The sequence below is a fragment of the Pseudomonas sp. TH21 genome, assembly GCF_016651025.1.
Classification (GTDB): Bacteria; Pseudomonadota; Gammaproteobacteria; order Pseudomonadales; family Pseudomonadaceae; genus Aquipseudomonas; species Aquipseudomonas aylmerensis.
In genome coordinates this window covers 3,271,134-3,297,885 of record NZ_JAEKEQ010000001.1, presented here as the reverse complement: position 1 = coordinate 3,297,885, position 26,752 = coordinate 3,271,134, and the positions used below count along the sequence as shown (strand labels likewise).

Genomic DNA, 26,752 nt, shown 5'->3' with positions numbered 1-26,752 from the left:
GAGCCGATACATGAGTTACGAAACCATTTTGCTCGAAGTCCAGGGCCGCGTCGGGCTGATTACCCTCAATCGCCCGCAAGCCCTGAACGCCTTGAATGCCCAGTTGGTCAGCGAGCTGAACCAGGCGCTGGACGGCCTGGAAGCCGATCCACAGATCGGCTGCATCGTGCTGACCGGCTCGAAGAAAGCCTTTGCCGCCGGCGCCGACATCAAGGAAATGGCCGAGCTGACCTACCCGCAGATCTACCTGGACGACCTGTTCAGCGACAGCGACCGCGTGGCCAACCGCCGCAAGCCGATCATTGCCGCGGTCAACGGCTTCGCCCTCGGCGGGGGCTGTGAATTGGCGTTGATGTGCGACTTTATCCTCGCCGGTGACGGCGCCAAGTTCGGCCAGCCGGAAATCAACCTCGGCGTGTTGCCGGGCATGGGCGGCACTCAGCGCCTGACCCGCGCCGTGGGCAAGGCCAAGGCCATGGAAATGTGCCTGACCGGGCGCTTTATCGATGCAGTGGAAGCCGAGCGCTGCGGGATTGTCGCGCGCATTGTGCCGGCGGATGAATTGTTGGAAGAGGCCTTGAAGGTTGCCACATTGATCGCCGGCAAATCGGTTCCGATCAGCATGATGGTCAAGGAAAGCGTGAACCGCGCGTTTGAAGTGAGCCTGTCCGAAGGCGTGCGCTTTGAGCGCCGGGTGTTCCATGCCGCGTTCGCGACCCTGGATCAGAAGGAAGGCATGGCGGCGTTCGTGGCCAAGCGTGCGCCGGCGTTCAAGGATAAGTAAGCCCCCATCACTTACACCGATGATCCAAATGTGGGAGCGGGCTTGCCCGCGAATACGGCTAATCAGTCACTGCAGCTTTGACTGACCTGGCGCATTCGCGAGCAAGCCCGCTCCCACATGGGGGTTGTAGTCTTTCAGTTAGAGGGGATAGTTCTTCAGTTCCCTGGCAATCACCATCCGCTGTATCTCGCTGGTCCCTTCGTAAATCTGCGTGATCCGCGCATCGCGGTAGTAGCGTTCCACGGGATAATCTTCCAGATACCCATACCCACCGTGAATCTGCATCGCCGAGGAGCAGACCTTTTCGGCCATTTCCGAGGCGAACAGCTTGGCCTGGGAGGCTTCCGACAGGCACGGTTTGCCGGCCGAGCGCAGGCGCGCGGCGTGCAGGATCAACAAGCGCGCGGCATTCAGGCGGGTTTGCATGTCGGCCAGCAGGTTCGCCACGCTCTGGTGCTCGATGATTGCCTTGTCGAACTGCACGCGGTCGCGGGCGTAGACCAGCGCAGCTTCAAACGCCGCGCGGGCGATGCCCAGGGCCTGGGCGGCAATGCCGATGCGGCCGCCTTCCAGGTTCGACAGCGCAATCGCCAGGCCTTTGCCGCGCTCACCCAGCAGGTTGGCCTCGGGCACGCTGCATTGGTTGAGGGTGACGGCACAAGTGTCCGAGGCGCGAATGCCCATCTTGTGTTCGGTACGGTCGACGACAAAGCCTGGGGTGTCAGTGGGCACCAGGAATGCGGAGATACCTTTCTTGCCCAATTGCGGGTCGGTCACGGCGAACACAATAGCGAGCTTGGCGCGCTTGCCGTTGCTGACAAATTGCTTGGCACCATTGATCACCCATTGGCCATCGCGCAACTCGGCGCGGGTGCGCAGGTTGTGCGCTTCAGAACCGGCCTGGGGTTCGGTGAGGCAGAAGCAACCGATTGCCTGGCCACTGGCGAGGTCGGCCAGCCAGGTCTGTTTCTGTTCCTGTGTGCCGTAGTTGAGAATGGGCCCGCAACCAACTGAATTGTGGATACTCATCAGCGCGCCGGTGGCGCCATCGCCGGCGGAAATTTCCTCGACGGCCAAAGCATATGCGACGTAGTCGACATAGGTGCCACCCCATTCTTCGGGGACCACCATGCCCAGCAGCCCGAGTTCGCCCATCTTCGCGACCAGGGCATCGTCGATCCAGCCGGCTTTCTCCCAGGCTTGGGCATGGGGGGCGATTTCGCCACGGGCAAAGTCACGCGCCATGTCGCGAATCATCACTTGTTCTTCAGTGTATTCAATGTCTTGCATGGCTTAGTTCGCAACCTTCTCGAAGTGATGGAAGAAGCTCTCGACATGGGTGTTGTCCAGGCCGTGCAGCGTGGGTGGATTCCAACGCGGGGCCTTGTCCTTGTCGATGATCAGCGCACGAACGCCTTCGATGAGGTCGCCGCGTTCAAACCACTGGCGGTCAAGGTGCAGTTCCAGGGCAAAGCAGCGTTCCAGCGGCAGGCGCCGGCCGCGACGCAGCATTTCCAGGGTCACGGCCATGGCCAGCGGCGAGCGGGTGTGCATCAGTTGGGCGGTAGTGAGCGCCCATTCATGGCTGTCGGCGACCGTCACCTGCTGCAATTGCTCGACGATACTCGGTATATCCGGCAGGCCGAAGAAATGGTCGATGGCCGGGCGCAAGGCGGCCAGCGGCGCGTCGGGCAACTGTTGCACGGCGAGTTTGGCCAGTACGCCCTGCAGGTCCTTGAGTGGCGACTCGTGCCATTGCAGGCGGTCGAGCTTGTGGTCGAGGTCGGCCAGCTTTGCGCTGTCCAGGTACCAGTCGGCGAGGCCGCAGTAGAGGGCGTCGGCGGCGCGAATCTGCACGCCGGTGACGCCGAGGTAAATCCCCAGCTCGCCGGGAATGCGCGGCAAGAAGTAGCTGCCGCCAACGTCCGGGAAGTAACCGATTGCCACTTCCGGCATGGCCAGGCGGCTGCGCTCGGTGACCACGCGCAGATCCGCGCCCTGCACCAGGCCCATGCCGCCGCCGAGGACAAACCCGTCCATCAACGCGAGGACAGGTTTGCGGTAATGGTGGATGGCCAGGTCCAGCGCGTATTCCTCGACGAAGAAATCTTCGTGCAGGGTGTCGCCGTTTTTGAAGCTGTCGTAGAGGGAGCGAATATCACCGCCGGCGCAAAAGGCCTTTTCGCCGGCGCCGCGCAGCACCACGGCATGCACCTGCGGATCGTCGGCCCACGCCTGCAGCTGGCGGGCGAGGCTGCGGACCATGTCCAGGGTGATGGCGTTGAGGCCGGCAGGGCGGTTGAGGGTAAGGTGGCCGATGTGGTTGCGCACTTCGGCCAGGACGTCGTCTTGAAGGATATCGGCGCTGCTTGCTTGGTTTGAAACCTGAGCAGTCATCTGTAACTCCCTGCTTTTATTGTTCTTTATCAAGAGGTTCAGCGAAGAACCATCTCGCGATCGTACCAGTGCAAATTTGCCCAGTACAACCTTCAATCATGCAGGTCGTTTTTGCATTTATGCAGCAGGCCGCGTGTCTGCGTCAGGGGATGCGGCTGGCCAGGACTTCACCAATACTGCGGCGCCGCGCGTGGGTTTCGGCGGCGTGGATCAACTGTTCCAACTCGCTGGGGGCGACATCGTAGAACTGCTCCATGTCGGCCAGCGCGAGCTTCAGGTCGGCAGCGGTAATGGCCGGGTCTTGAGCGGCCCGGGTGTCTGGCAGGACCACCACGGGAGCCTCGACGGCGCCCTTGGGGTAGCGGGTGCGCGTGGCATTGTTGTAAGCCAGTGCACAGGCGAGCAGGGCGCCGGCACCCAGCAACACCGCGCCCATCTCATGCCAGCCGAGGGCGGCCGAGGCCGGGTCGGCCAGTACCAGAGTCATGGCCAGGCCACCGGCAGGTGGATGCAGGCAGCGCAGCCAGCACATCAGCACCACCGTCATGCCTGCCGCCAGGCACGCACCGCCCAGGGTGCGCCCAAGGACGCGGGCCACCAGCAAGGCCACCACGCCGGCACACAGGTAGCTGCCGATGATCGACCAGGGTTGCGCGAGCGCGCCGGATGAGACCGCAAACAACAACACCGCCGAGGCCCCGAGTGGCCCCAGCAGGTGCAGGGCCACGTCCATGCCAAACACTTGGGCACATAACCACACGCTGAACAGCGTGCCGAGCGCCATGCCGATGGCGGCACGACTCCATTCAGTGGGACGGGTATTGATAGCAGCAGGGAACCAGCGAGCGAGCATTGACAGGCATTCCATAAACGACAGGCAAAAAAAAGGCTTGTCTGGTTGCCCGGAAAAGCCCTTTGAAAGTTCCAACATTGGGGGAAGGAACCTGTGCAGTGTGCCGTGCCTGTCGACACCGCGCCAATGCATATTAATGCAGGTTAAATCCAGAAATAATGCAGTTAAGTGAGACTGCCACACTTACAAAAGCGGGACCTGCACACTGAGCTTGCCCAGGACGCGATCATCGGTCTCGTCGTTGAACAAGCGTTTTCGCAGATCCGCCTGCAGCCCGGTATCACTGGCAAGCGGGCCCTTGAGCGCCACCAGCGCGTCGCGTAATTCCATCAGCCGCTCCAGGGGCGGGACTGGCAAATAGCCAACGTGAACGAGATCGGGCTCCGGGGTCGCGTAGACGCCCGGCGAAACATCATCTGACACGGCATTGTCCTCTTATTGGATAGGCTGCGGCGTACACCGCGGGCCTACAGCTTCCTTGTTGTTATGCATGACCCGTGGCGGTAAATGATTACCACACATGGCATTCGAGTTTACCGTTGGGTTTCGGGCGCGGGGAAGGGCAATGGTCGCAGCAATTACGCATAGCTGCGTAGGAGTTTTCTGCGTCGGGAGCCCCGACGCAGAGCACTCAAGGGTGTGGGGCCTGGGCCAGGTGCAGCAGCACGTAGGGGTTGCGGTCGAACTCACCGCTCAGGGTCGGCGTGAGGGCGCGAAAGCGCGGGTCTTTCAACCCTTCGAAATCCGCCTCGCTCATCACCAGCCAGGCCGGCCCCTGTATCGGGTTCAGGTCAGCAGGGTTCTGGGTGAACAACGGTACCTGGTCGCAATCAAGGTTGACCATGTATTTGATGGCCTTGGCGTCTTTACCCAGGCCGTGCAATACCACGGGCGCGCGCTGCTGCATGACCTGCTCGTGCACCTGCAAGGTAAACGTGCGGGTGTCGTAGAGGCTGCGCTCCAGCGGCTCGACCACGCCGATATAGCTGGCCCACACCGCCAGTACACCGGCCAACGCCGGGCCCAGCGGGCGCAGTTGCGCCTTGAACAACGCCAGCACAGCCACGACCTGCAGCGCGCCCAGCAGGCCAAACATTGGCCCCAGATGCTCCAGCTGCTGCGGATAACGTGTGCGTGCGAACAACAACCCGGCGATCAGCAGCGTCGGAAGCAACGTCCAAATGCCCAGCATCAGCCTGCGCAACCCGGCAAACAGCCGACCCTCGGCAACCTGGAACGGATAGGCCGCAATGATTGCCGCCATGGGCAACATCGGCAGCACATAGCGCGCCTTTTTCGCCTGTGGGATCGACAGGCCAAGCATCACCAGCAGGCCGGCGGCCGCGCAGTACAGCACCAACTGCAAGGCCGGCCCCGGCGTACGCCGGCCGCCGAGGGCGATTGCCAGCAGTACCAGCAGCGCCACGGGATAGGCCATGGCGTAATTGCCCAGCGAACTGGTGAAGTAATACAGCACGCCGCTGGAGCCTTCGCTGCCATCCATGCGCCCCAGGAACTGCATGCGGATCACGTCCTGCATGAAGCTCTCACCGCCGCTGAGCTTGGCCATCAGCAACAGCAGGCCGACACACGCCACCAACAGCGCCAGCGCCAGCAAGCCAAAACTGAACAGCTGCCGCCATTGCCGATTGATCAGGTAGTAGCTGCACAGCACGCCGGTGGGTATCACCAGGCCAATCGGACCGCGAATCGCAAAGCCGAGGATCAGCAGCAGGTACAGCCAGTGCAGGCGCTTGCCAGCACCGAAGTGGTCATGCGCGTAACCCAGGTAGAACACCGCCAGGGCAATCGCGGCGAGCATCTGGTCGAGGGATACCGAGCGGGTTTCACTGATGAAGGTACTGCTGAGCAGCAATACCGCGATGCTCAGCAGGCCCCAGTGCCGGGAGTAGGGCGCCGTGAGGCGATACACCAGCACCACGATCGCTGCCGAGGCCAGCGCCGTGGGCAACCAGGCCGTGAGGCTGGTGACCTGGCCCAGGGGCAACGACAGCAACCAGGTCAGCAGTGTCGAGGTGGCCAGGTAATCCGCATACGGCTGCCCGTAGGTGGTCGGGAAAAAGCCCGGCCCGTGGCGCAGCATCTCCTGGGCAAACACCACGAAGCGGGAGTCGAAGCCGATAATCGCCTGGTGCCAGCTGCCAGCGATGAATAACGCCAGCGCCAGCAACCCCAGCAGTAGGGATTGGCGGCGAATCGTCGGGCTCAGCAGGGACGGTTGAGCTTTGTTCACGTATCAGGCTTCCACGACCTGTGGCACCCACTGTTGCTGCGGAATCGGCAACTGGCACGAGTCGCCACGGCCCATCGGGAAGTACTGGAAGCCTTTGCGCGCCAGGCGCTCGCCGTCATACAGGTTGCGGCCGTCGAAGATCACCGGGGTTTTCAGGCGCTGGTGAATCAGGTCGAAGTCCGGTGCCTTGAACTGCTGCCATTCGGTGCAGACTATCAGCGCATCGGCGCCGCTCAAGGTCGACTCCGGGGTGCCCATCAGCATCAGGCGCGGGTCATCGCCGTAGATGCGCTGGGTTTCCTGCATGGCTTCCGGGTCGAACGCGCGTACGTTGGCGCCGGCGGCCCACAGGGCTTCCATCAATACGCGGCTGGGGGCATCGCGCATGTCGTCGGTGTTCGGTTTGAACGCCAGGCCCCAAAGGGCAAAGGTCTTGCCGCGCAGGTTGCCCTTGAAGAACGCATTGATGCGCTCGAACAGCTTGCTCTTCTGGCGCTGGTTGATCGCTTCCACGGCTTCCAACAGGTCACTGGAGCAGTTGGCCTGCTTGGCACTGTGGATCAGCGCGCGCATGTCCTTGGGGAAGCACGAACCACCGTAGCCGCAGCCAGGGTAGATGAAGTGGTAGCCAATGCGCGAGTCGGCACCGATGCCCAGGCGTACGGCTTCGATATCCGCGCCCAGGTGTTCGGCCAGCTCGGCGATCTGGTTGATAAAGCTGATCTTGGTCGCGAGCATGCAGTTGGCGGCGTACTTGGTCAGCTCGGCGCTGCGCAGGTCCATGAAGATGATGCGGTCATGGTTGCGGTTGAACGGCGCGTACAGGTCGCGCATCACGTCGCGCACTTCTTCGCGCTCGCAGCCGATGATGATGCGATCCGGGCGGCGGCAGTCGGCCACGGCCGAGCCTTCCTTGAGGAATTCCGGGTTGGAGACGATATCGAACTCCAGGTGCCGGCCCGCCAGGTGCAGGGCCTTCTCGATGTGCGCGCGCAGGGTGTCGCCGGTGCCCACCGGCACGGTGGATTTTTCCACCAGGATCACCGGCTCGATACGGTGGCGGGCCACGGCATCACCTACCGACAGCACGTATTTCAGGTCGGCCGAGCCGTCTTCATCCGACGGTGTGCCCACGGCAATGAACAGCACTTCGCCGTGTTCGACGGCCAGCTTTTCATCAAAGGTGAAGTGCAGTCGCCCGCTCTCCAGGTTCTCCTTGACCATCGCGGCCAGCCCCGGCTCGAAGATGCTCACATGGCCTTGCTGCAGCAGCTTGACCTTGTTTTGATCGACGTCCATGCAGATGACATCGTGACCGACTTCGGCCAATACGGTGGCCTGCACCAGACCGACGTAACCACTACCAAATACACTGATTTTCATGGGGCATTCCTGGGACTTGTAGCGCTAGCACGGCGAGAGTTGATAACCAGCACACCGAGGATGACCAAGGCCACCCCCAGGGTTTTTGAAACCGAAAAGTGTTCGTTGAAGACCGGCAGGCTGGCCGCCAGCAGGTACACCAGCGCGTAGCTGATGCTCAGCAGCGAATAGGCCCGGCCCAACGGCAGATGTTTGAGCGCGCCGAGCCAGCAGAGCATCGACAGCGCATAGGCGAGGATCGCCAGCAGCACCACAGCCAGGGCGCCGAGGTCGATCTGGGCCGTCAGCCATTCGTTGGGCAGCGGCAGGCGCGTCATGCTCCAGCGCATGCCCAGTTGGGCCGCGCTGACCAGTGCGACGCTGCCCAGGGCCAGGGCAAACCCCTGGACCCGGCTCATACGTGACGCCCCAGCAGCACGACGCCGCCGATCACCAGCGCCACACCCAGCCAGTGACGGCCATCGATGTGTTCATGGAACACAAAACGCGCCATCAGCGTGACCAAGACAAAATTCAGGCTGAGCATCGGGTAGGCGATGCCGACCTCCAGGCGCTGCAGTACCAGCAGCCACACCAGCAGGCCCAGGCCCAGGCACACCAGCGCCGCCCACAGCCACGGCGAGCGCAGTTTCAGCGCCCAGCCGTCCGGCAGGTCACGCCAGCTTTCCACGGCGAACTTTTGCGAGACCTGGCCCATGCAGGTCAGCAGGCAGGCGGCCAATAGCAGGAGGAGGGTGATCACGGCTGCACCTGCGGGAAGATCAGAATCACGATATTGCCTTGCTCATAACGCTCGCCGTCGGTGGGCAGCAGCGCCACTTCGGCGATTTCATCGTCGCCTTTGACGCGCATCACCACACCCACCGGCCCTTGTTTGCGCGCCTCGCTCATCCATTGCTGGACCTGGCGGGTGTCGACCTTGTGATGCCCGGCATCCGGGTAGGCCAGGCCGTATTTCACTTCGCCGACCGTGTTGTACAGCGTCACATCCGGGCGCTGCAGGCGCCACGCCAGGGCCGACGCCGCGCCGAGGTCGTTGCTGAGCAAGGCTGTGGTCGGGCGCAGTGCCTGCAGGTGGTCGATGATGAATTGATCCGGGGTCTTGTTGTAGACCACCGAATGCGGCAGTGCGGCCGGCAGCAGGGCGACCATCAGCCAACTGCCGATCACCGGCGCGGCCCACAGGTGCAAGGGCCGTGCAGCCTGCAGCAGGTTGACCAGGATCCAGCCGAACAGGAAGACAAACACCAGCACCAGGCTGAAGGTTTCCTGGCCATGTTCGTACAGCGGCTTTTTCAGTTGGAACCAGCTCAGGGCGAGCAGTACCACCACGCCGAGAACCAGGTTCAGCCAGCCGTTGAGGCGCAACGCGCGACCGCGGCCCTGGGCCAGTTTATCCGCCAGGGTGTTGCCCATCAGCAAGGCCAGCGGCAGCAGGCACGGCATGATGTAGGAGGGCAGCTTGCCTTTGGCCAGGCTGAAGAAGGCCAGGGGCATCAGCAGCCACAGCAACACAAAGCCGACCTTCGCCGTGCGCTTGTCTTGCCACGCCTGCTTGAGGGTGGACGGCAGCAGGGCGACCCACGGCAGCGAGAACGCCACCAGCAGCGGCAAGTAATACCAGAACGGCTCGGCATGCTGGGCGTCGTCGCCGGCAAAGCGCTGGATATGCTCGTGCCAGAAGAAGAAATTCCAGTAGTCCGGTTCCTGCAGGTGCACGGCCAATGCCCACGGCACGCTGACCACAATCGCCACCGCTACGGCCACCAGGCCATAACCCAGCAGTTCGCGAAAACGCTTCTGCCAGATTGCGTAGGGCAGGGCGATCAACACCGGCAACAGCCAGGCCAGGAACCCCTTGGTCATGAAGCCCATGCCGCATGCCAGGCCCAGGACTGCCCAGGACCACAACCGGCCGCTGCGCGTGGTGCTGTCGAAGCAAAACCACAGGGCCACACCGGTGAGGTTGACCCAGAAGGTGAACTGCGGATCCAGGTTGGCATAGCCGCCCAGGGCCGCGACGCTGACAAAGCTCATGTACAGCACGGTGCTGATCAGGCTTTTTTGCGGGTCATTCCACAACCGGCGTGACACCAGGTACACCAGCAGGATGCTCAGGCCGGTGCTCAATGCCGACGCAAAGCGCACGCCGAACAGGTTCTGCCCGAAGATCGCCTGGCCCAGCGCGATCATCCAGTAGCCGGCCGCAGGCTTTTCGAAATAGCGAATACCCATGAAGTGCGGCGACGCCCATTTGCCGGTCAGCAGCATTTCCTGGCTGATCTGCGCATAGCGGGTTTCATCCGGAATCCACAGGCCGTGGGTGGCCAGCGGCAGCAGATAGAACACGCCGAACGCCAACAGGAGCAGGGGCAGGGCCCAACGGCGGATCATGCCTGTTGCACTCCGAGCCAACCCTCACGGCCGCTCAGGGCGCCGCGCACCAGCTGTTGCTGGGGCAGGGTGGTGACATCGGCAGGCAGCAACTCGCCCAGCGGTTGGAAATCGATGCCGCGCTGCCCTGCCTGGGCCAGCAACTGGCGAAAATCATTGGCCATCAGAATCCCTTCTACTTCTGCGTGGATGGTGTAGACGTTGAGCTTCGACTCCGCGAAGCGCTCGAGGATGTAGCTATTGAAATCCTTGGCAGCCACCACCGGCCCGACGACTTCGTCGAAGGTCGGCAGGTCGACCGGAATCTGTGGGGTGCCCGCGCTGCCATCGGCCAAGGTCGGCCTGAACAGGCTGGTGCCCCGACAATCACTGTTGTAGCGGAAGTTGAAGCCTTGCTTGGCCTGCACCACGCGTTCATCGGCGCGCCAACCGGCGGCCGCGGAACAGTCGATGCGTTCACCCAGGATATCGCTCAGGGTGTCGACGCCGCGCCGAATCTGCTCGACCAGCTGTGCGTCGCTCCAGCGCCCGGTGTTGGCCTGCCAGCCATGGTGATCCCAGGCATGCAGGCCGACTTCATGGCCGGCGGCCTTGGCCTGGCGCATCAAATGCCCCAGGTCACGGCCGATCGGCTTGCCCGGCCAGGCAGTGCCGGCGAGCAAAATATCCCAGCCATACAGGCCGGCAGCGTTGGAACGCAGCATCTTCCACAGGAACTGCGGGCGGATCAGGCGCCACAAGTGGCGCCCCATGTTGTCCGGCCCGACACTGAAGAAGAACGTCGCCTTGACCCCGGCTTCATCCAGGGATTCGAGCAGTCGCGGCACCCCTTCACGGGTGCCACGGTAGGTGTCGACGTCAATGCGCAAGCCTGCCTTCATTACTTCTTGTCCGCGATTTCGAGCATGGCTTCACGCAGGAAGAAGTCCAGGGTGTTGCCGATGGTCTCGCTCATCTCCACGGTCGGCTCCCAGTTCAGCAGGCGCTTGGCGTTTTCGATGCTTGGCTTGCGGTGTGCCACGTCCTGGTAACCGGTGCCGTAGAACGCCTTGCTCTCGACGTCGCGGAAACCGGCGAACGGGGGGAAGTTGCCACGCAGCGGATGCGCTTCGAACTGACGCAGCAGCTCTTCGCCCAACTGGCGGATGCTGGCTTCGTTTTCCGGGTTGCCGATGTTGATGATCTGGCCGTTGCAGACATCGTTGTCGTTATCAATGATGCGCGCCAGGGCTTCGATGCCGTCGGCGATGTCAGTGAAGCAACGCTTTTGCTCGCCGCCGTCGAACAGGCGGATCGGCGTGCCTTCCACCAGGTTGAGGATCAACTGGGTGATCGCGCGGGAGCTGCCGATACGCGCCGAATCCAGGCGGTCCAGGCGCGGGCCCATCCAGTTGAAGGGACGGAACAGGGTGAAGTTCAGGCCCTTGGCGCCGTAGGCCCAGATCACGCGGTCGAGCAGTTGCTTGGAGACCGAGTAGATCCAGCGCTGCTTGTTGACCGGGCCGACCACCAGGTTGGAGGTGTCTTCGTCGAAGTACTGGTCCTGGCACATGCCATAGACTTCGGAGGTCGACGGGAAGATCACGCGCTTGTTGTACTTGACGCAGTAGCGCACCAGCTTGAGGTTTTCCTCGAAGTCCAGCTCGAACACGCGCAGCGGGTTACGCGTGTATTCGATTGGCGTGGCGATGGCCACCAACGGCAGGACCACGTCGCACTTCTTGATGTGGTACTCGATCCACTCGGTGTGGATGCTGATGTCGCCTTCCACGTAGTGGAAATTCGGGTGGCTGCGCAGGCGCTCGATGGCGTCGGAGCCGATGTCCAGGCCGTAGACTTCGTAGCGGTCGTCACGCAGCAGGCGCTCGGACAGGTGGTTACCGATAAAGCCGTTCACACCGAGGATCAGCACGCGGGTACGGCGCGGCTTGCGGCCGGACTCGGCGCCACGCAGCACGGAGCCGTCGACCAGGCCGAGTTCATTGGCCAGGGATGGGCCGGCCAGGTACAGGCCGTTGTCATTGCGCTGGCCGAACTTGACCACCAGCGAGTCTTCACCACAGGCGATGCGCAGCGGGTTGACGCTGATCACGCGGCCCGGCGCCAGGCCTTCATTGCCCTTCACCACCTCGGCCTGCCAGACGATCAGCTTGTGCTCGCCCACGGCGCAGAAGGCGCCCGGGTACGGTTGAGTCACGGCGCGAACCAGGTTGAACAGTTCTTCAGCCGGCTTTTTCCACTCCAACTTGCCGTCGGCAGCGGTGCGACGACCGAAGTAGGTGGCCTGGCTTTCGTCCTGGGCGGTTTCAGTCAGCTTGCCGGCGGCCAGTTGCGGCAGGGCGTCACGCAGCAGGTTGCTGGCGGCGTCGCGCAGTTTGGCGTGCAGGGTCAGGCCGGTGTCGGTGCGCTCGATGGCGACCTTCTGCTGGGCCAGGATCGCGCCGGCATCGGCACGCTTGACCATGCGGTGCAGGGTCACGCCGGTTTCGGTTTCGCCTTTCACCAGCACCCAGTTGGCCGGTGCGCGGCCACGGTATTTGGGCAACAGCGAACCGTGCAGGTTGAACGCGCCTTTGCTGGCGGTGGCCAACAGGGCTTCGCTCAGCAGGTTGCGGTAGTAGAAGGAGAAGATGAAGTCCGGTTTGAGCTTGGCAATACGCTCGATCCACAGCGGGTGGTTGGCGTCTTCCGGCGCGTGCACTGGAATGCCGTTACGGGCGCACAACTGCGCGACGGAACCGTAGAAGTTGTTTTCCTTGGGGTCGTCGGCATGGGTAAACACGGCAGCAATGTCGTAGCCGGCAGCCAGCAGGGCTTCAATGCCTGCACAGCCAATATCGTGGTAAGCGAAGACAACGGCGTTTGAATTCATGACGAAACCTGATCGGAAGGAGAAGTAGAAGTGGTATGGGAAGACACCAGGCCGTCGACGACGACCAAGGGTGCCGGTGCTGCCGGTTGGTTGCGCAGCACTTTTTCAATGAAGAACCGGGGGCGGGCACGCACGTCGCTGTACATGCGGCCCAGGTATTCACCCAGCAGGCCCATGCCGATGAACTGGCCACCGGTGAACACGAACAGCACGGCGAACAGCACGAACAGGCCATCACCGGCCCAGTCGGCACCGAATGCCAGGCGCATGACGATCAACGCGAAGGCGAAAAAAACGCCCAGCGCCGCCAGGCTGAAGCCGACGATGGACAGCAGCCGCAGCGGGGTGGTGGTCATGCAGGTCAGCAGGTCGAACATCAGGCTGATCAGGCGCATGGCGCTGTATTTGGATTCGCCGTGCTCGCGCTCGGCGTGGTGCACCAGGATCTCGGTGGTGTGGCGGGCAAAGCCGTTGGCCAGGATCGGAATGAAGGTGCTGCGCTCGCGGCAGGCAAGCATGGCGTCGACGATGGTGCGCCGGTAAGCGCGCAGCATGCAGCCGTAGTCGGTCATGGCCACGCCGGTGGAACGTTGCACCGCCAGGTTGATCAGGCGCGACGGCCAGCGGCGAAAGGCCGAGTCCTGGCGATTGTTGCGCACGGTGGCGACCACGTCGTAGCCCAGCGCGGCTTGTTCGACCAGGCGCGGGATTTCTTCGGGAGGGTTCTGCAGGTCGGCGTCGAGGGTAATCACCACCTCGCCCCGGCACTGCTCGAAACCGGCCATGATCGCGGCATGCTGGCCGTAGTTGCGGTTGAGGATCACCGCGACCACCTTGCTGCCGTCTACGGCGGCAGCGTCTTCCAGCAGTTGGGCCGAATTGTCGCGGCTACCGTCATCCACCAGGATGATTTCGTATTCGTAGGCCAGTTGCTGGCACGCTGCGGTGGTGCGACGCAGCAGTTCAGGCAGGCTTTCTTGTTCGTTGTAGACCGGGATGACGATCGACACGCAATGAATAGGGTAGGGTTTCAAAGATTCATGACCTCGGGGGTTAGCGCAACTTGGAGCGTGGAAACATCAATAAACAGTGGGCAAACGTCTAGACCGTAGAAGCAGGGGCGGTGCTAAAGGTGAAGCGTAATCAACAGGTTAGACGGTGTTGCGCAATTTGCTATTAAGTTTCACGTTCAAGATTAAGCGCAAAAATGTTGAACAGATATGAAAGGCAGATGAAAAACTCGTTTATTTGACAGGTAGACAGCTAGGGTTCAGCTAAACATCCACGGCGTTGTCCGTTGAATTGGCTGGCGAAATAGGAACGGCCGCGCAGGTGTTTGGTTCAACGCAAACGTGCGTCCTGTGCGTTGGCACTTTATTCAAGAATCTTCTCTGCAATGCGCCCCAAGTGCCGGTAAAGTAAGCCGTCTCTTGCCAGGGTGATCGGATGAATAGCGTGCAGCTTTTACGCGGCCAGTTGCGGCCAGTGTTGATGGGATTGTTGATGACCGTGGCGTGCGTCACCACGGTGCGCGCCGACGACGGCGTGGCGCTGACCAGCATCGACCAAGTGCCGGACGGGGTGGAAGTGCGCGGCAAGCAGATCGCCGCGTATACCTGGGACGATCGCCTGGGCAAGAACCTGCTGGTGCTCGCCGAGCAAGTCAGCGAGCGCGACGATGACGGGACCCAGTCGGCCTTCGTCTACGCGGCTCAGTACCTGATCGATGGCAATCGCCCCAAACGCGTGTGGATGCTTTACGACGACGTGCAGCACTGCGAATTCGACGCCGCCCTGCGCTTCGACCGGGAGGCGACCAAGGTCACCGACCTTGCCGGCGATGGCATCACCCAGGCGACCGTGGGTTACTCGCGCACCTGCACCAGCGACGTCAGCCCCAATGAATTCAAGTTGATCATGCACGTGGGCAAGTCGCAGAAGTACCGCCTGCGCGGTGTCGACCGGGTCGGCGCCAGTTGGTGGGACGAAGAAGCGGGCGCCCTGCGCGGCATGCCGTTGCCCAAGGATTGCAGCGTGGCCGGGCAGCAGGCATTGGTCAGCCAATACAAGGAGCAGGGCACCGAGTTGCCCTTGCCGGGTTGCTATGGCGATGAGAAGGATTTTGCCAAGGCCCCCGAGGCGTATCTGACTTTCATGCGCCAGCACTGGTTCGCGCTGATGCAGAAGCAGGACACGGATTGGAGCCAGGCCCAGACTCAACCGCAAGACCCCACCGAGGATGACGACAGCGCCCCGTGATGTGGTGCGAGGGCTCTTGCTGGGGTAGACTCAGGCCTCGCCAATTCACTAAATACCTCGATTAAACAATGGCTTGTTCGAGGTATTTAATCCAAAGGCTGATTTACCTTGACTGAGTCTATCCGCAACCCGCTGACCCTTTACCTCACCCGCCTGGCGCCCTCCAGCCAACTGACCATGCGCTACGTGCTGCAGGACGCCGCCGACCGCCTGGGCTTCGAGGACATCAACCTCGAAGACATCGACTGGCACCTGCTGCAGCCTGAACACGTGATCGCCCTGGTCGCCGCCTTGCGCGAGGACGGCTACGCGCCCAACACCTCATCGTTGTATGTGAACGCCGTGCGTGGGGTGATGAACGAGGCCTGGCGCCTGAGCCTGATCAGCCAGGAACACCTGCTGCGCATGCGCACCGTCAAGGCCGCGCCCGGTACCCGCCTGGGCCAGGGGCGCAACCTGCGACGCACGCTGATCCGCGAAATGATGGAAGTCTGCGCCGCCGACCCACGGCCACAGGGCCTGCGGGACGCGGCGGTGATCGGCATCCTGTACGGCTCGGGCATGCGCAAATCGGAGTCGGTCAACCTTGACCTGGCGCAGATCAATTTTGCAGAGCGCAGCCTGCGGGTGATCGGCAAGGGCAACAAGGAGCTGGTCAAGTATGCGCCGGACTGGGCCTTCGCCAAGTTGCAGGCCTGGCTGGCGTTTCGGCGCGAGCAGCTCAAGGAAGGTGAGCAGGACGACAGTTTCCTGTTCAATCGCATCCGTCGCGGCAGCCATATCACCCGCGAACGCATCACAAAACACGCGATTTACTACATTGCCCGCCAGCGCGGCGAGCAGGTGGGCGTGAAGATCATGCCCCACGACTTCCGGCGCTCGTTCATCACGCGGGTGATCGAGGAACATGATCTGTCGATCGCACAGAAGCTCGCACACCACACCAATATCCAGACCACCGCCAGCTATGACGTGCGTGACGACAATGAGCGGCGGCGGGCGGTGGATCGGTTTGATCTGTAGAGCGTTTTTTGTGGGAGCCGGGCTTGCCCGCGATGCAGGCGCCCCGGTCTTCCTGGGAAGCCGAGAGGCCGACACCGCCGGCAAGCCAGTTGCTACAGGATGGGTTTGCCGCCGGTGACGGCATAGCGGGAACCGGAGATGTAGCTGGCTTCATCCGAGGCCAGCAGCACATAGATCGGTGCCACTTCCACCGGCTGGCCAGGGCGGCCCAGCGGGGTTTCGCTGCCGAAGCTCTGGACGTCTTCGTCGGGCATGGTTGCCACGATCAGCGGCGTCCAGATCGGCCCAGGTGCCACGCTGTTTACCCGAATGCCCTTGCTGCCGAGCAATTGCGCCAGGCCGCCGGTGAAGTTGGCAATCGCGCCCTTGGTCGCGGCATAGGCCAGCAGGGTCGGCTTGGGCATGTCGGAATTGACCGAGCTGGTGTTGATGATCGAGCTGCCGGCCTGCATATGCGGCAGTGCCGCCTTGCAGATACGAAACATCGCGGTGATGTTGATATCGAAGGTCTTCACCCATTCCTCATCCTCGATCTCTTCGAGGGTTTCATGGGTCATCTGGAACGCCGCGTTATTCACCAGCACGTCAATGCGGCCGAACTGTTCGACCGTCTTGTCGACAAGTGCCTGGCAGTTGGCTTTCTGCGCGATATCACCGGGCAGCAGCAGGCACTGGCGGCCCGCTTCTTCAACCCAGCGTGCGGTTTCCTTCGCGTCCTCGTGTTCGTCCAGATAGGCAATGGCAACATCGGCACCTTCGCGGGCAAACGCGATGGCCACCGCGCGGCCGATGCCGCTGTCGGCACCGGTGATCAGGGCGATCTTGTTCGCCAGTCGGCCGGAGCCCTTGTAGCTCTTCTCGCCACAATCGGGATAAGGCTCCATTTTCTTCTGGGTGCCGGGCACGGCTTGGGCTTGAGGGGCGAAGGGTGGGCGTGGATAGTCAGTCATTTCAATCTCCATAGCGCATCAAGGGTGCTATGGGGTTAGTAGTTTTGGCGGCAGCGATAGTTGTAATGGATGCCTGGCGGGCCCGACGAATGGTCTCAACCCGTGGCGGGTAAAAACACCAGGCCCGGCAGGTCGATGGCCGGGATATGTCCGCTGAGCGCATCGCGCAGCGCCTGCACTTGCTGGGTGTGCCGAGTCTCTTTCGGCCACACCAGGTAGTAGCCATCACCGGAGGCGACGGCCTTGCCGTACGGCAAGCCGATCAACCCGTCGCGGACATCGTCGGCCACCAGGTGCAGGTCGCCGATGGACACACCGTGGCCGCGCATGGCCGCCGAAATGGCCTGGTCGAGCGTGTCGAAGACCTTGCCGCGATCCAGGTTGATCCGGGCTTCCAGCGGCAGGGCCGCCAGCCAGCGGCGCCAGTCGCGACGGTCGGGAGTGGGATGGATCAGTTCGGAGTGCGGCAGTTCGACGTCGATCTTGCCCGGTGCGCAGATGGGGATCAGCCACTCATCAAACAGCTTGTACGCCTGCACATCGGCACCGAAATGGCCGTTGCCAAGCAAAATCGCGCAGTCGTAGGGCTCGGCGTAGAAGTCCACGCTGTCGAAATCCATCCAGACACTGGCCAGTTGCACGGTCAGCTCGGCCTTGAGAAGGTCCAGCGTGTGCAGCAGCCAGCGCATGGTCAGCGTGGAGGGCGCCTTCAGGCGCAAGTTGCCGGTGCCGGCACGGAACGGTGCACAGGCTTGTTCGATGATGCGAAAGCCAACCTTGAGTTCCTGCGCCAGCCGCTCACCGGCCGCGGTCAGTTGCAGCCTGGGCCCGTGCCGCTCGAACAGCCGGCAGTCAAGGATGCCTTCGAGGGTCTTGATATGGCGACTGATCGCACTTTGAGTCAACGACAGCTCTTGCGCCGCGCGGGTAAACGAAGAGGAGCGTGCCGCGATTTCAAAGGCGCGCAGGGCATACAGTGGCGGGATGCGTTCGGCCATGGCGATTATTCATTGTGATAAATACTCATAGTAGGTCACAGGCTTTTGCGTTTTTCAACGCCTGCCTGATGCCTCACGCTGCCAGCCCCTGAACCCCACTAGGCTGTGCGCACCATGGACACTTCATTACTGCTGGTCTACCTGCTCAGCGTCTTCATGCTGATCGCCACCCCGGGCCCGGTGGTGGCGCTGATCATCACGACCAGCCAACAGGCCGGCACCCGACATGCGTTGTGGACGGCCGTGGGGACCAACCTCGCGTCGCTGACCCTGGCAGTACTGGCAGTGCTGATTCTGGCGGGCAGCCTGTCGGTCAGCCCGGCACTGTTGAACGGCATCAGTGTTATCGGCTGCCTGTTTATCCTCTACCTGGGCATCCAGGGCCTGCGTAGCCCTGCAAGTCAAGCGCCTGCGGCCGGCCGTCGCGGTGGCACTGTCGGCACCGGCTTCCTGGTGGGTATCTCCAACCCCAAGGACATCATTTTCTTCGTGGCGTTTTTCCCGCAGTTCATCCAGGTAGCCGATTCGTTCAGCCGCAGCGTGACGCTGTTGACCCTGGCGTGGGTGGTCATCGACTTCCTGGTGCTGGCGTTCTACATCGCCATTGCCCGCAGGCCGTTTGCGCTGAAGTACCGCGACGGCATCAACCGGGTGGCCAGCCTGGTGTTGCTTGCGGTGGCGCTGGTCGGCATCGTGCATTCGGTTGCAGGCATGGCCAGTATTGCCTAGCCCAGGTGCCATGCCCGCAAAGTCGGGTCTTCACTGAGGCGTGTGCGGCACGCTGGACGCCAGATGCGGGGGCAGGCGCTGCAAGGTCCACAGTGTCGTGAGCAGCGCCGCGACCGCGCACAGTGCGATGCCGATCAACATCGGCGCCGGCGTGTGGTCGGCGAACACGCCGACCAGGGTCATCGACACGGCGGCGGTTACCATCTGGATGGCGCCCAGCAGTGCCGACGCCGAGCCCGCCACCGCGCCATGGTCTTCCAGGGACAACACGCCGGCCGCTGGCAACAACAGGCCGAGAAAGCCGAAGCCGATAAACAGCAGCGTCATCATCAGGGCGAGGTTGTCGCTCCACAGGGTAGTCACAGCGAGCAGGATCATCACCGCCGCGACGCTGACCACGGACCAGCGAATCAATGGTGCCAGGCCGAAGCGCGCACTGAGGCGTGCGGTGAGCTGGCTCATGGCAAAAAACGACGCGGCGTTGAGAGCAAAGCACAGGCTGAACTGGGTCGGAGTCAGGCCGAAATACTCGATGTACACGAACGGCGCGCTGCCGATAAACACAAAGAATGTCGCCAGGCCAAACCCGCAGACCACCGACAAACCGGTGAAGACCGGGTCGTGGAGGAGGGCGCCGTAACTGCCGAACGCGCTGCCCAGGGTCTTGCCCAGACGCCGCTCGGCGGGGTGGGTTTCCGGCAGTTGTACGACGGTCATCACCAGGCAGAGCACAGCCACCACAGCGAGCACGACAAACACTTCACGCCAGCTCCACAACGAAATCACCAGGCTGCCGGCCAGCGGCGCAAGGATCGGCGAGACGCTCATTACCAGCATCAGCAAGGCCATCAGGCGCGCGGCTTCGTGGCCGGTGTACAAGTCGCGCACGATGGCCCGCGGGATCACCATTCCGGCGCACGCCCCGAACGCCTGCACCGCGCGAAAGCCAATCAGCACTTCAATGCTCGGGGCCAGCGCGCAACCGATGCTGCCCACGGCAAAGATCACCAGGCCGGCATAGATCGGCAGCTTGCGCCCGAACACATCGCTGATCGGGCCATAGAACAGTTGGCACACGCCGACGATGATGAAGAACACCGTCAGGCTCATCTGCACCGCCGCCGGCGACGCCTGCAGGCTGGCGCCGAGGGTCGGCAGGGCCGGCAGGTAGATGTCAATGGCGAAAGGTCCGACGGCGGTGATCAACCCGAGCAGGAGGGCGAGGTGGGCAATACTTCGAGACATGGAATATCCGGGCTAGGGCGTGCAAAAGAGCGTCAGCTTAAGTTTCGTACCGCTGGCACACAAGCAAGATTGACGCTGGCGAAGCGCTCGCGTTGAATGAGCCCCTTCATAAGCCTGCACTCAGGGAATTGCTGTGCTCAGAAATGTCACGGACATGGATTTGCGCCTGCTGCGCATTTTTGCCGTAGTGGTCAGGTGCGGCGGGTTCACAGCGGCCCAGGCCGAGCTGAACATGAGCCAATCGAACATCAGCACGCATATCTCCGGCCTGGAAAAACGCCTCGGTTATCGCATTTGCGAGCGTGGCAAAGGGGGCTTTCGCCTGACCGAAAAAGGCCAGCGCATTCTCAAGGCGTCCTCGGCGCTGTTTGGGGCGGTGGATGCGTTTCGTGATGAAGCCCAGGATTTGGCCGGGCGCCTGGTCGGCGACTTATACCTGGGCCTGGCGGACAATATTGCGACCTTGCCCACGGCCCGTATCGACGCGGCGATTGCGCGGTTCTATGCGCGCGAGCACGACATGCACCTGCACATCTTCGTGAACTCGCCGACGGAGCTGGAATTGGCGGTGATCGATGGGCAACTGGACATGGCCATCTCATATTTCAGCCGGCCATTGCCGACCCTGGACTACCAGCCGCTCTACAGTGAGGCGATCGGCATTTTCTGTGGCCGCACGCACCCGCTGTTCGGCGTCGATTCGCCGAGCGTGGACCAACTGCAAGCCTGTGACTGGATCAAGCATGGCTTTCTACCCGCCGACCAAGTCCTACCGGTCGTGCCCACGCGCGCGTCGGCCACTGCATACCACATGGAAGCGGTGGCCCACGGTGTCCTCGCCGGGACACACTTGGGGTATCTACCGGCGCATTACGCGGCGGCCTGGATCGCCAGCGGCCACATGCGGGCGCTGCACCCCGACACCCTGCATTACGCGGTGCAACACAGCATGATCACGCATATCGGCCACCCACGCAGTGAGGCGGTGCGCGCGTTTATCGAGGATTTACGCGTCGAGCACGAGCGCTAATTCGCCATGCACCGCGTTGCGGAAGATCTGGCTGTATTCATCGGCGCTCAAGGGACGGGCATTGGTGTCGGAGGACGAAATATCGGCCACCGCCTGCTCACCGACCCACGGCGCGGCGTCTGCCTCCAGGCCGATCTCGCCGAGTGAATGGGGAATGCCCAGTTGCCTGCGTAGCTGCAGTATCCAGCGCAGGAAGCCATCGAAGTCCGCTTGGGGCAGTTCCAGGTAGCGCGCCAGGCGGGCGATGTCATCACTGATCACCGCCCGATTGGCCACCATTACATAAGGCAGCAGGATCGCATTCAACAAGCCATGGTGGCGGTGGTACCGCGCACCCAGCGGATGGGCGAGGGCGTGCACACCGCCGAGGCCTTTCTGGAATGCCACTGCGGCCATGGCGGACGCGACCAGCATGCCTTCGCGCGCCACCATGTCCTGGCCATCCGCGCAGGCGGCGGCCAGGTGCTGCTGAATCAGGCGCACGCCCTCGACGGCGACCCCGGCCGACATCGGGTGATACAGCGGTGAGCAGAACGCTTCAATGTGGTGGGTGAGGGCGTCCATGCCTGTCGCGGCAGTGAGCGCCGGTGGCAGTCCACGGGTGAGGATCGGGTCGAGAATCACCGTGGCAGGCAATAGCTCCGGGTGGCTGATCACCTGTTTGATGTTGTGTTCGCTGAGGGTCAGCACCGCTTCCCGGCCCAGTTCCGAACCGGTGCCGGCGGTGGTTGGCAAGGCAATCAGCTTCGGCAACTCCAGGCGCGGAAAGTCCGCCAGGCTTGGGTAGCGCTCGATCACCTGGGACCACTCGAAGCGTTCGAGACCATGCCGATCGACAGCCGCGAGGCTGATGCCTTTGGCCGCGTCCATGGCACTGCCGCCGCCGAGGGCAATCAACGAATCATGGCCGCCGGCCTGGAAGGCGCTGACGCCGCGTGCGACGTCCTCCAGCGTGGGGTTGCTGTGAATGTCACTGAACACGGCGAAGGAAATATCCGCCTCGATCAGGTGCGCCTTGAGTAAGGCCAGGGGTTCCAGGGCGAGCATGCCCGGGTCGGTCACCAGCATAGGTTTGCGCATTTCGAGCAAATTGCAGCGTTGCGCGAGGACCGCCAGCGCGTCGGGCCCGCAGAAGATTTCGGTGGGGTAATTCCAATAGTGAAGGGCTGACATCTGAAACTCCGTGTCCAGTTTATTGAGCGCGCAATTGCACGGTGACGCCGCGTTGATACGGCTTGGCCCAGAACAGGTAGATCAAGCCGAGCACGGCCAGTACCGAGAACACCAGGACCACCGCCCATACCTGGAACCACGGCGCGTCTGGCGGTGCCAACGCCACCCGCGGCCAGGCCACGTTGATGCTTTCGAATATCAGCCAGGCAAAGGCCGCGACGTTGACCGGCAGGCCCCAGCGCCCAAGGCTGAAGGTGCCGGGCTCGGGTTTCCAGCGGCCGCTGAGGCGAGCGAGCAGGGCGCAGGTCACCACGATCAGGAAGACAAAGAAGAACCCGCCACTGCCGAACGCGATCAAGGTGCCCACGGCGGTTGCGTTCAATCCCAGGGCCAGGCCGAAGCTGGCGAACAGCGTGCTGAAGACCATCGCGGCGAACGGAACCTTGCGTTTATCCACCCGCCGCAGCAGCGCAGACGCCGGCAGGATTTCGTCGCGGGCCATGCCAAACACGGCGCGACCGATATAGGTCTGGACCGAGACGACGCAGGCAATGAACGCCACCAATACGATCGCCACGAAGGGACGCTCGGCCCAGGCGCCGAACGCATCGACCACGGCGGGCGTGACCGGATCGATCACCTGGCCGGAGACCATGGCGGCAGTGTCGGTATAGGACAGCGTCACGGCGAATGCGGTAAGCATCACGGTCAGGCCCACCAAAATCATCGAGCGCAGGATCGCGCGGGGCGTCGAGGTGCGGGCGTCGGCGGTTTCTTCAGAGACTTGCGAGCACGCATCAAAGCCCAGAAACGCCCAGCCGCCGACCGCCATGGCGGTGAGGAAACCCGAGAAGTAGGTCCCGTCACTGGTCGACGTCGCGCTCAGGCCTTCCAGCAATATCGAAAACGAATGGTTACGGAAAAACAGCAGCAACAGCACACCAATACCAATCGAGGCGATGGCTTCCGCAACGATTCCTGCGTTGACGAAATACTTCAGCGGGTTGATCCCGAACAGGTTCACCCCCAGCCCCAGCAGTAACAGCACTGCGCCGCTGAACACCTGGGCATTCGCCGCCGGCGGTTCACCGGTGACGAACAGCCACAGCCAAAACCCGCCCAGATACGCCACGGTGGTCAAGGAAGCCAGGGCGGAGGCGAGGTACATGAACCCGGTAAACCAGGCCAGGCGTTCGCCAGCCAGGCGCTTGACCCACTGATAGCAGCCACCGGCCAACGGGTACTGCGAGGCAAGCTCGGCGTAAACCAACGCCACCAACAACTGCAGGGCGAGACACAACGGCACGATCCATACCCAGGAAGGGCCGGCATTCATGGCGCCCAGCGACATCACCGAATAGATACCCACCACGGGGGAGACCGTGGCGAAACCGACCGAAAACGACGACCACAGCGACAGGCCGCGATGCAGTTGCTGGTCATAACCCTGGCTGTGCAGCAGGCGCTCATCGGCGTTTTGCCGGTCAGACAAATGAGAGGACATAGGTATTCCTTGGGTCGGCAGACACATTATTTTTAGGATCGCCCTTGTGTTCAGGGCGTACCGACGACGCATCCTCCATCACGGGGAGGAGTGAGGAGAGCTTAAGAGAGGCAAACATTTGGGAAAATCCATATGTTTGTAGGCTGGCATCTGGATTTTTTGATGTTTACGCGGTGCGGGGGATTGCAGCCAAGCTTGTGATTATTTCGTAACTATATGATTTAACTCAACTAAATAGTCATTTAGTTGAGTTGGCTATCGGGGCAGGGCTCAGGCCTGGGAGAGGGCGGCGGTACGCCGTTCGCTGATGCGTTCGACCGTCTGCATATGCTCGGTACCCCAGGCACACAGCCCACCCAGCGCCGTGGCCAGGGAACGGCCGAACGGTGTGAGGGAGTATTCGACCTTGGGCGGGATCTCCTGGAAGTCGACGCGCGCAATGATTTCATCACGCTCCAACTCCTTGAGTTGCTGAATCAAGACCTTATCGGTCACGCCTCCAATCGCACGTTTGAGCTCGCCATAGCGGTGAACATTTTGCGCCAGGTTGAACAGGACCAAGGGCTTCCATTTGCCGCCAATCACCGCCAGCGCAGCTTCAAGCCCGCAGTTGAACGAATTGTTTGCCATGAGGGTGGTTGCTCCCAATGGGTACTTACTTAAAGGTGCATACTATTCAAAATAATAGCGCAGATCTACAGTTGGGCTTCAACATTCCCCGGAGTTCATCATGAGCAGGCTCAACGGCAAAATCGCAGTGGTTACCGGCGGCAACAGCGGCATCGGCCTGGCCAGCGCCATACGCTTTGCAGAAGAAGGCGCCCAGGTCGTTATCGTGGGGCGTCGCCAAGAGGAACTGGACAAGGCGTTACAGCTGATCGGCCCTGGAGCCATCGCGATCCAGGGCGATATTTCCAACCTGGCGGACCTTGATCGCATATACGCCCAGGTCAAAGCGACCAAGGGCCGGATTGATATCGTGTTCGCCAACGCAGGGCTCGGCGATTTCCAGCCCATCGGCGCCATCACTGAAGCGTCGTTTGATCGCACGTTTGGCATCAACGTCAAAGGCACGTTGTTCACCGTGCAAAAGGCCTTGCCACTAATGAGCGCAGGCGGCTCGGTGATCCTGACCGGTTCAACCACAGCCACCATGGGCACGCCGGCGTTCAGCGTGTACAGCGCCACCAAAGCCGCACTGCGTAATTTCGCCAGGAGCTGGGCACTGGACCTCAAAGGCACCGGCATCCGCGTCAACGTACTTTCACCCGGGCCAATCTCGACACCGGGCCTGGACCTGGCGCTTTCTGGTACAGGACAGAAAGATGCGATCATCGACGCGATGGTTGCGCAGATCCCACTGGACCGCATCGGCAAACCTGAAGAAGTCGCAGCAGCGGCGTTGTTCCTGGCGTCGGATGAAAGCAGCTTCATGACAGGCAGCGAAATGTTCGTGGATGGAGGCTTTGCGCAGGTTTGATCCAGAGAGGGGTTTTGCCCGTTGAAATCTGATGGGCACTGCCCCTGATTGCGTAACGTCGTATTGCGCATAATGTATATTATGTTAAACGATAAGCCATGTCATAAACGTTCATGAGCTGCCTAAGCCACTGATTCAGCGCACCTGCGCGCTATCCAGGCTTTTTACACCTATGCCAAAAGCCGTGACCTAAATATTGATGAGGCCATTTTGGCCTGCCACTTCGAGGCGATTCTTGCGTTACTGGACGGTTACGCCATCTGGCTCCAAAGTCGCCGCCAAGCCGACAACCTGGTGGCCCGAATTGGCAAAGCTGACACTGTATTTTTTCAGCAGATCGGTTCACGAACACGTGACCAGTACCTGCGCTTGCTGAAGAAATACCTGTCTTGGTGCGTGACCCGTTACCTCCCGCGCGCCCGTCAGAACTCAGCCACACACGCTGACATCGACGTGGTATTTGCCGATGCCGCCGACGTCATTGAGCGGCGATTTGAGAGCCATATCATCAATGCTCGTCCCGACCGCACTCGTTACCGCAGCCTGACAGATACGCAACTACAGATCGTTCGGACACTGATTCGCCCTGGCGCTGCGGAGAATCCATTCCCGGAGCGTTTGCAACTGCGTAATTGGCTAATGATTGAATTGCTCTTGGAGACCGGTATCCGTCGCGGAGAGCTTCTGAAGCTCTACACCTATGAGGTCTACGAGCACTATATCCAGAGCGAGCGGCGCCCTTGGCGTGACGGTAAATCGATTAATCGGCGATGCCACGCCGTTAGCCGTTATGCGAGTCGTTACCTCGCTGAGTCGGCCAACCGACACAACGCCCAGCGCACCTCGGCAGCCTGGAGCCGACTTGACACTTAAAGAGATTCGCCGTGAACAAATCAGCCGATCAAGAATGCGCGTCACCACCCTCCTCTTTGCCAGCTTACGTGTTCAGGGGCCCCGCTTACGTTGCGATTCGAACTCGTACTAATGACCAACCACGATATGTCGATACCCAACTGATCATTCGAACAACCATCCAGACGGTGGCTTGCAACACGGCTAGGTAGGCGGCAACTCAGCTGGCAGATCCCTGGCTCGCTCGCGGTCAGCAACGCTCACTACGCAGCGCTCGATGAACTGGAGCTCTTGGGTGAGCTCAATGGCGCGCTTTTCCAGCGCCTTTAATCCGGCCTGATGTTCTTGCTGCACCTCTTCCGGAGCCCTGGCGAGTCCTACCAATTTCCTGCGGCCCTTCTCGATTTTTTCATTCACCTCTGCAAGGTACCTTTCTCCTGACTCTCTCTTTTTGTCCATGAAGAGGGGCTCCACTATTGGAGTTGTCGTTGATTAGTCAACTTAGCACTTTAGGCCGTGCGCCCTCCCCGGCTTCTGTGGCTTACGAAGACTGAAGTCGCCCGAAAACGGTG

25 protein-coding genes and 1 pseudogene are annotated in these 26,752 nt (G+C 61.8%); 7 read left to right on the top strand and 19 right to left on the bottom strand.

The genetic code is table 11. The features are described from left to right. The first annotated feature begins 10 nt into the window (after nucleotides 1–10). Nucleotides 11–784: an enoyl-CoA hydratase gene (locus JFU04_RS14365; protein ID WP_065905355.1), complete on the top strand. Its 774-nt coding sequence runs from the start codon at nucleotides 11–13 to the stop codon at nucleotides 782–784. Nucleotides 785–922: 138 nt separating this feature from the next. Here JFU04_RS14365 and JFU04_RS14360 read toward each other — a convergent pair whose 3' ends face one another. The 12 genes from JFU04_RS14360 to arnC all read right to left on the bottom strand — a co-directional run bounded on the left by JFU04_RS14360 (nucleotide 923) and on the right by arnC (nucleotide 13,971). Continuing rightward, nucleotides 923–2,074 carry an acyl-CoA dehydrogenase family protein gene (locus JFU04_RS14360; RefSeq protein ID WP_106803822.1) on the bottom strand — a complete coding sequence of 384 codons (1,152 nt, stop codon included), beginning with the start codon at nucleotides 2,072–2,074 and terminating at the stop codon, nucleotides 923–925. A gap of 3 nt (nucleotides 2,075–2,077) precedes the next feature. Beyond that, the gene (locus tag JFU04_RS14355; protein WP_201144508.1) at nucleotides 2,078–3,181 is read right to left on the bottom strand and encodes an enoyl-CoA hydratase/isomerase family protein; all 1,104 of its coding nucleotides are present in this window, start codon (nucleotides 3,179–3,181) and stop codon (nucleotides 2,078–2,080) included. Nucleotides 3,182–3,323: 142 nt separating this feature from the next. Continuing rightward, a complete protein-coding gene (locus JFU04_RS14350; RefSeq protein ID WP_201144506.1) occupies nucleotides 3,324–4,034 on the bottom strand; it encodes an HPP family protein in 711 nt (236 codons plus the stop codon). 183 nt (nucleotides 4,035–4,217) lie between these two features. Beyond that, on the bottom strand, nucleotides 4,218–4,457 hold the full coding sequence (locus JFU04_RS14345; RefSeq protein WP_348775363.1) for a type VI secretion system contractile sheath small subunit: 240 nt from the start codon (nucleotides 4,455–4,457) through the stop codon (nucleotides 4,218–4,220). 208 nt (nucleotides 4,458–4,665) lie between these two features. Beyond that, nucleotides 4,666–6,288, bottom strand: a complete 1,623-nt coding sequence (locus JFU04_RS14340; protein WP_201144504.1) for a glycosyltransferase family 39 protein — start codon at nucleotides 6,286–6,288, stop codon at nucleotides 4,666–4,668. Nucleotides 6,289–6,291: 3 nt separating this feature from the next. Further along, complete coding sequence (locus JFU04_RS14335) at nucleotides 6,292–7,671, bottom strand: UDP-glucose dehydrogenase family protein (protein ID WP_065905348.1); 1,380 nt, start codon at nucleotides 7,669–7,671, stop codon at nucleotides 6,292–6,294. Continuing rightward, nucleotides 7,668–8,069, bottom strand: coding sequence for a 4-amino-4-deoxy-L-arabinose-phosphoundecaprenol flippase subunit ArnF (arnF, locus tag JFU04_RS14330; RefSeq protein ID WP_106803828.1), 402 nt, complete (start codon nucleotides 8,067–8,069; stop codon nucleotides 7,668–7,670). Before arnF ends, JFU04_RS14335 begins: the two co-directional genes overlap by 4 nt. Beyond that, nucleotides 8,066–8,413 carry a 4-amino-4-deoxy-L-arabinose-phosphoundecaprenol flippase subunit ArnE gene (arnE, locus tag JFU04_RS14325; RefSeq protein ID WP_065905342.1) on the bottom strand — a complete coding sequence of 116 codons (348 nt, stop codon included), beginning with the start codon at nucleotides 8,411–8,413 and terminating at the stop codon, nucleotides 8,066–8,068. Before arnE ends, arnF begins: the two co-directional genes overlap by 4 nt. Next, nucleotides 8,410–10,065 (bottom strand): lipid IV(A) 4-amino-4-deoxy-L-arabinosyltransferase, encoded by a 1,656-nt coding sequence (arnT, locus tag JFU04_RS14320; RefSeq protein WP_201144502.1) that lies wholly within the window; start codon nucleotides 10,063–10,065, stop codon nucleotides 8,410–8,412. Before arnT ends, arnE begins: the two co-directional genes overlap by 4 nt. Beyond that, nucleotides 10,062–10,946, bottom strand: a complete 885-nt coding sequence (gene arnD / locus JFU04_RS14315; protein WP_065905338.1) for a 4-deoxy-4-formamido-L-arabinose-phosphoundecaprenol deformylase — start codon at nucleotides 10,944–10,946, stop codon at nucleotides 10,062–10,064. The genes arnT and arnD overlap by 4 nt, the downstream gene beginning before the upstream one ends. Continuing rightward, the gene (gene arnA, locus JFU04_RS14310; protein ID WP_065905336.1) at nucleotides 10,946–12,937 is read right to left on the bottom strand and encodes a bifunctional UDP-4-amino-4-deoxy-L-arabinose formyltransferase/UDP-glucuronic acid oxidase ArnA; all 1,992 of its coding nucleotides are present in this window, start codon (nucleotides 12,935–12,937) and stop codon (nucleotides 10,946–10,948) included. Before arnA ends, arnD begins: the two co-directional genes overlap by 1 nt. Continuing rightward, nucleotides 12,934–13,971 carry an undecaprenyl-phosphate 4-deoxy-4-formamido-L-arabinose transferase gene (arnC, locus tag JFU04_RS14305; RefSeq protein ID WP_201144500.1) on the bottom strand — a complete coding sequence of 346 codons (1,038 nt, stop codon included), beginning with the start codon at nucleotides 13,969–13,971 and terminating at the stop codon, nucleotides 12,934–12,936. The genes arnA and arnC overlap by 4 nt, the downstream gene beginning before the upstream one ends. A gap of 412 nt (nucleotides 13,972–14,383) precedes the next feature. On the opposite strand from arnC, the gene JFU04_RS14300 reads away from it, so the two are divergent. Both JFU04_RS14300 and JFU04_RS14295 read left to right on the top strand, forming a co-directional pair. Continuing rightward, on the top strand, nucleotides 14,384–15,196 hold the full coding sequence (locus tag JFU04_RS14300) for a M949_RS01915 family surface polysaccharide biosynthesis protein (protein ID WP_201144498.1): 813 nt from the start codon (nucleotides 14,384–14,386) through the stop codon (nucleotides 15,194–15,196). 108 nt (nucleotides 15,197–15,304) lie between these two features. Further along, a complete protein-coding gene (locus JFU04_RS14295; RefSeq protein ID WP_065905329.1) occupies nucleotides 15,305–16,219 on the top strand; it encodes a site-specific integrase in 915 nt (304 codons plus the stop codon). A gap of 92 nt (nucleotides 16,220–16,311) precedes the next feature. Here JFU04_RS14295 and JFU04_RS14290 read toward each other — a convergent pair whose 3' ends face one another. Next, the gene (locus JFU04_RS14290; protein ID WP_065905536.1) at nucleotides 16,312–17,169 is read right to left on the bottom strand and encodes an SDR family oxidoreductase; all 858 of its coding nucleotides are present in this window, start codon (nucleotides 17,167–17,169) and stop codon (nucleotides 16,312–16,314) included. A gap of 95 nt (nucleotides 17,170–17,264) precedes the next feature. Further along, complete coding sequence (locus tag JFU04_RS14285) at nucleotides 17,265–18,167, bottom strand: LysR family transcriptional regulator (protein ID WP_201144496.1); 903 nt, start codon at nucleotides 18,165–18,167, stop codon at nucleotides 17,265–17,267. A gap of 114 nt (nucleotides 18,168–18,281) precedes the next feature. Between JFU04_RS14285 and JFU04_RS14280 the strand changes: the two genes are divergently transcribed. Next, nucleotides 18,282–18,896: a LysE family translocator gene (locus JFU04_RS14280; protein ID WP_201144494.1), complete on the top strand. Its 615-nt coding sequence runs from the start codon at nucleotides 18,282–18,284 to the stop codon at nucleotides 18,894–18,896. A gap of 30 nt (nucleotides 18,897–18,926) precedes the next feature. Here the strand turns inward: JFU04_RS14280 and JFU04_RS14275 are convergent, their stop codons facing one another. Beyond that, nucleotides 18,927–20,141 (bottom strand): multidrug effflux MFS transporter, encoded by a 1,215-nt coding sequence (locus tag JFU04_RS14275; RefSeq protein ID WP_201144492.1) that lies wholly within the window; start codon nucleotides 20,139–20,141, stop codon nucleotides 18,927–18,929. A 133-nt stretch (nucleotides 20,142–20,274) separates the two neighbouring features. Here JFU04_RS14275 and JFU04_RS14270 point away from each other — a divergent pair, with 133 nt between their 5' ends. Beyond that, nucleotides 20,275–21,171, top strand: a complete 897-nt coding sequence (locus tag JFU04_RS14270; protein ID WP_201144490.1) for a LysR substrate-binding domain-containing protein — start codon at nucleotides 20,275–20,277, stop codon at nucleotides 21,169–21,171. Here the strand turns inward: JFU04_RS14270 and JFU04_RS14265 are convergent. The 3 genes from JFU04_RS14265 to JFU04_RS14255 all read right to left on the bottom strand — a co-directional run bounded on the left by JFU04_RS14265 (nucleotide 21,148) and on the right by JFU04_RS14255 (nucleotide 24,478). Beyond that, complete coding sequence (locus JFU04_RS14265; RefSeq protein ID WP_201144488.1) at nucleotides 21,148–22,344, bottom strand: iron-containing alcohol dehydrogenase; 1,197 nt, start codon at nucleotides 22,342–22,344, stop codon at nucleotides 21,148–21,150. The two genes, JFU04_RS14270 and JFU04_RS14265, sit on opposite strands and share 24 nt — an antisense overlap. 19 nt (nucleotides 22,345–22,363) lie before the next feature. After that, nucleotides 22,364–23,848 carry an APC family permease gene (locus tag JFU04_RS14260; protein WP_446739685.1) on the bottom strand — a complete coding sequence of 495 codons (1,485 nt, stop codon included), beginning with the start codon at nucleotides 23,846–23,848 and terminating at the stop codon, nucleotides 22,364–22,366. Between the two features lie 270 nt (nucleotides 23,849–24,118). Continuing rightward, complete coding sequence (locus JFU04_RS14255; protein ID WP_065905294.1) at nucleotides 24,119–24,478, bottom strand: winged helix-turn-helix transcriptional regulator; 360 nt, start codon at nucleotides 24,476–24,478, stop codon at nucleotides 24,119–24,121. Between the two features lie 100 nt (nucleotides 24,479–24,578). On the opposite strand from JFU04_RS14255, the gene JFU04_RS14250 reads away from it, so the two are divergent. Together JFU04_RS14250 and JFU04_RS14245 are read left to right on the top strand one after the other, a co-directional pair. Further along, entirely contained in the window at nucleotides 24,579–25,328 is a 750-nt protein-coding gene (locus JFU04_RS14250; RefSeq protein ID WP_065905292.1) for an SDR family NAD(P)-dependent oxidoreductase, read from the top strand. Nucleotides 25,329–25,538: 210 nt separating this feature from the next. Further along, a complete protein-coding gene (locus tag JFU04_RS14245; protein ID WP_242485904.1) occupies nucleotides 25,539–26,201 on the top strand; it encodes a hypothetical protein in 663 nt (220 codons plus the stop codon). Nucleotides 26,202–26,384: 183 nt separating this feature from the next. Here JFU04_RS14245 and JFU04_RS14240 read toward each other — a convergent pair. Further along, nucleotides 26,385–26,645, bottom strand: a pseudogene (locus JFU04_RS14240) (hypothetical protein); the annotation flags it as partial. Nucleotides 26,646–26,752: the final 107 nt, after the last annotated feature.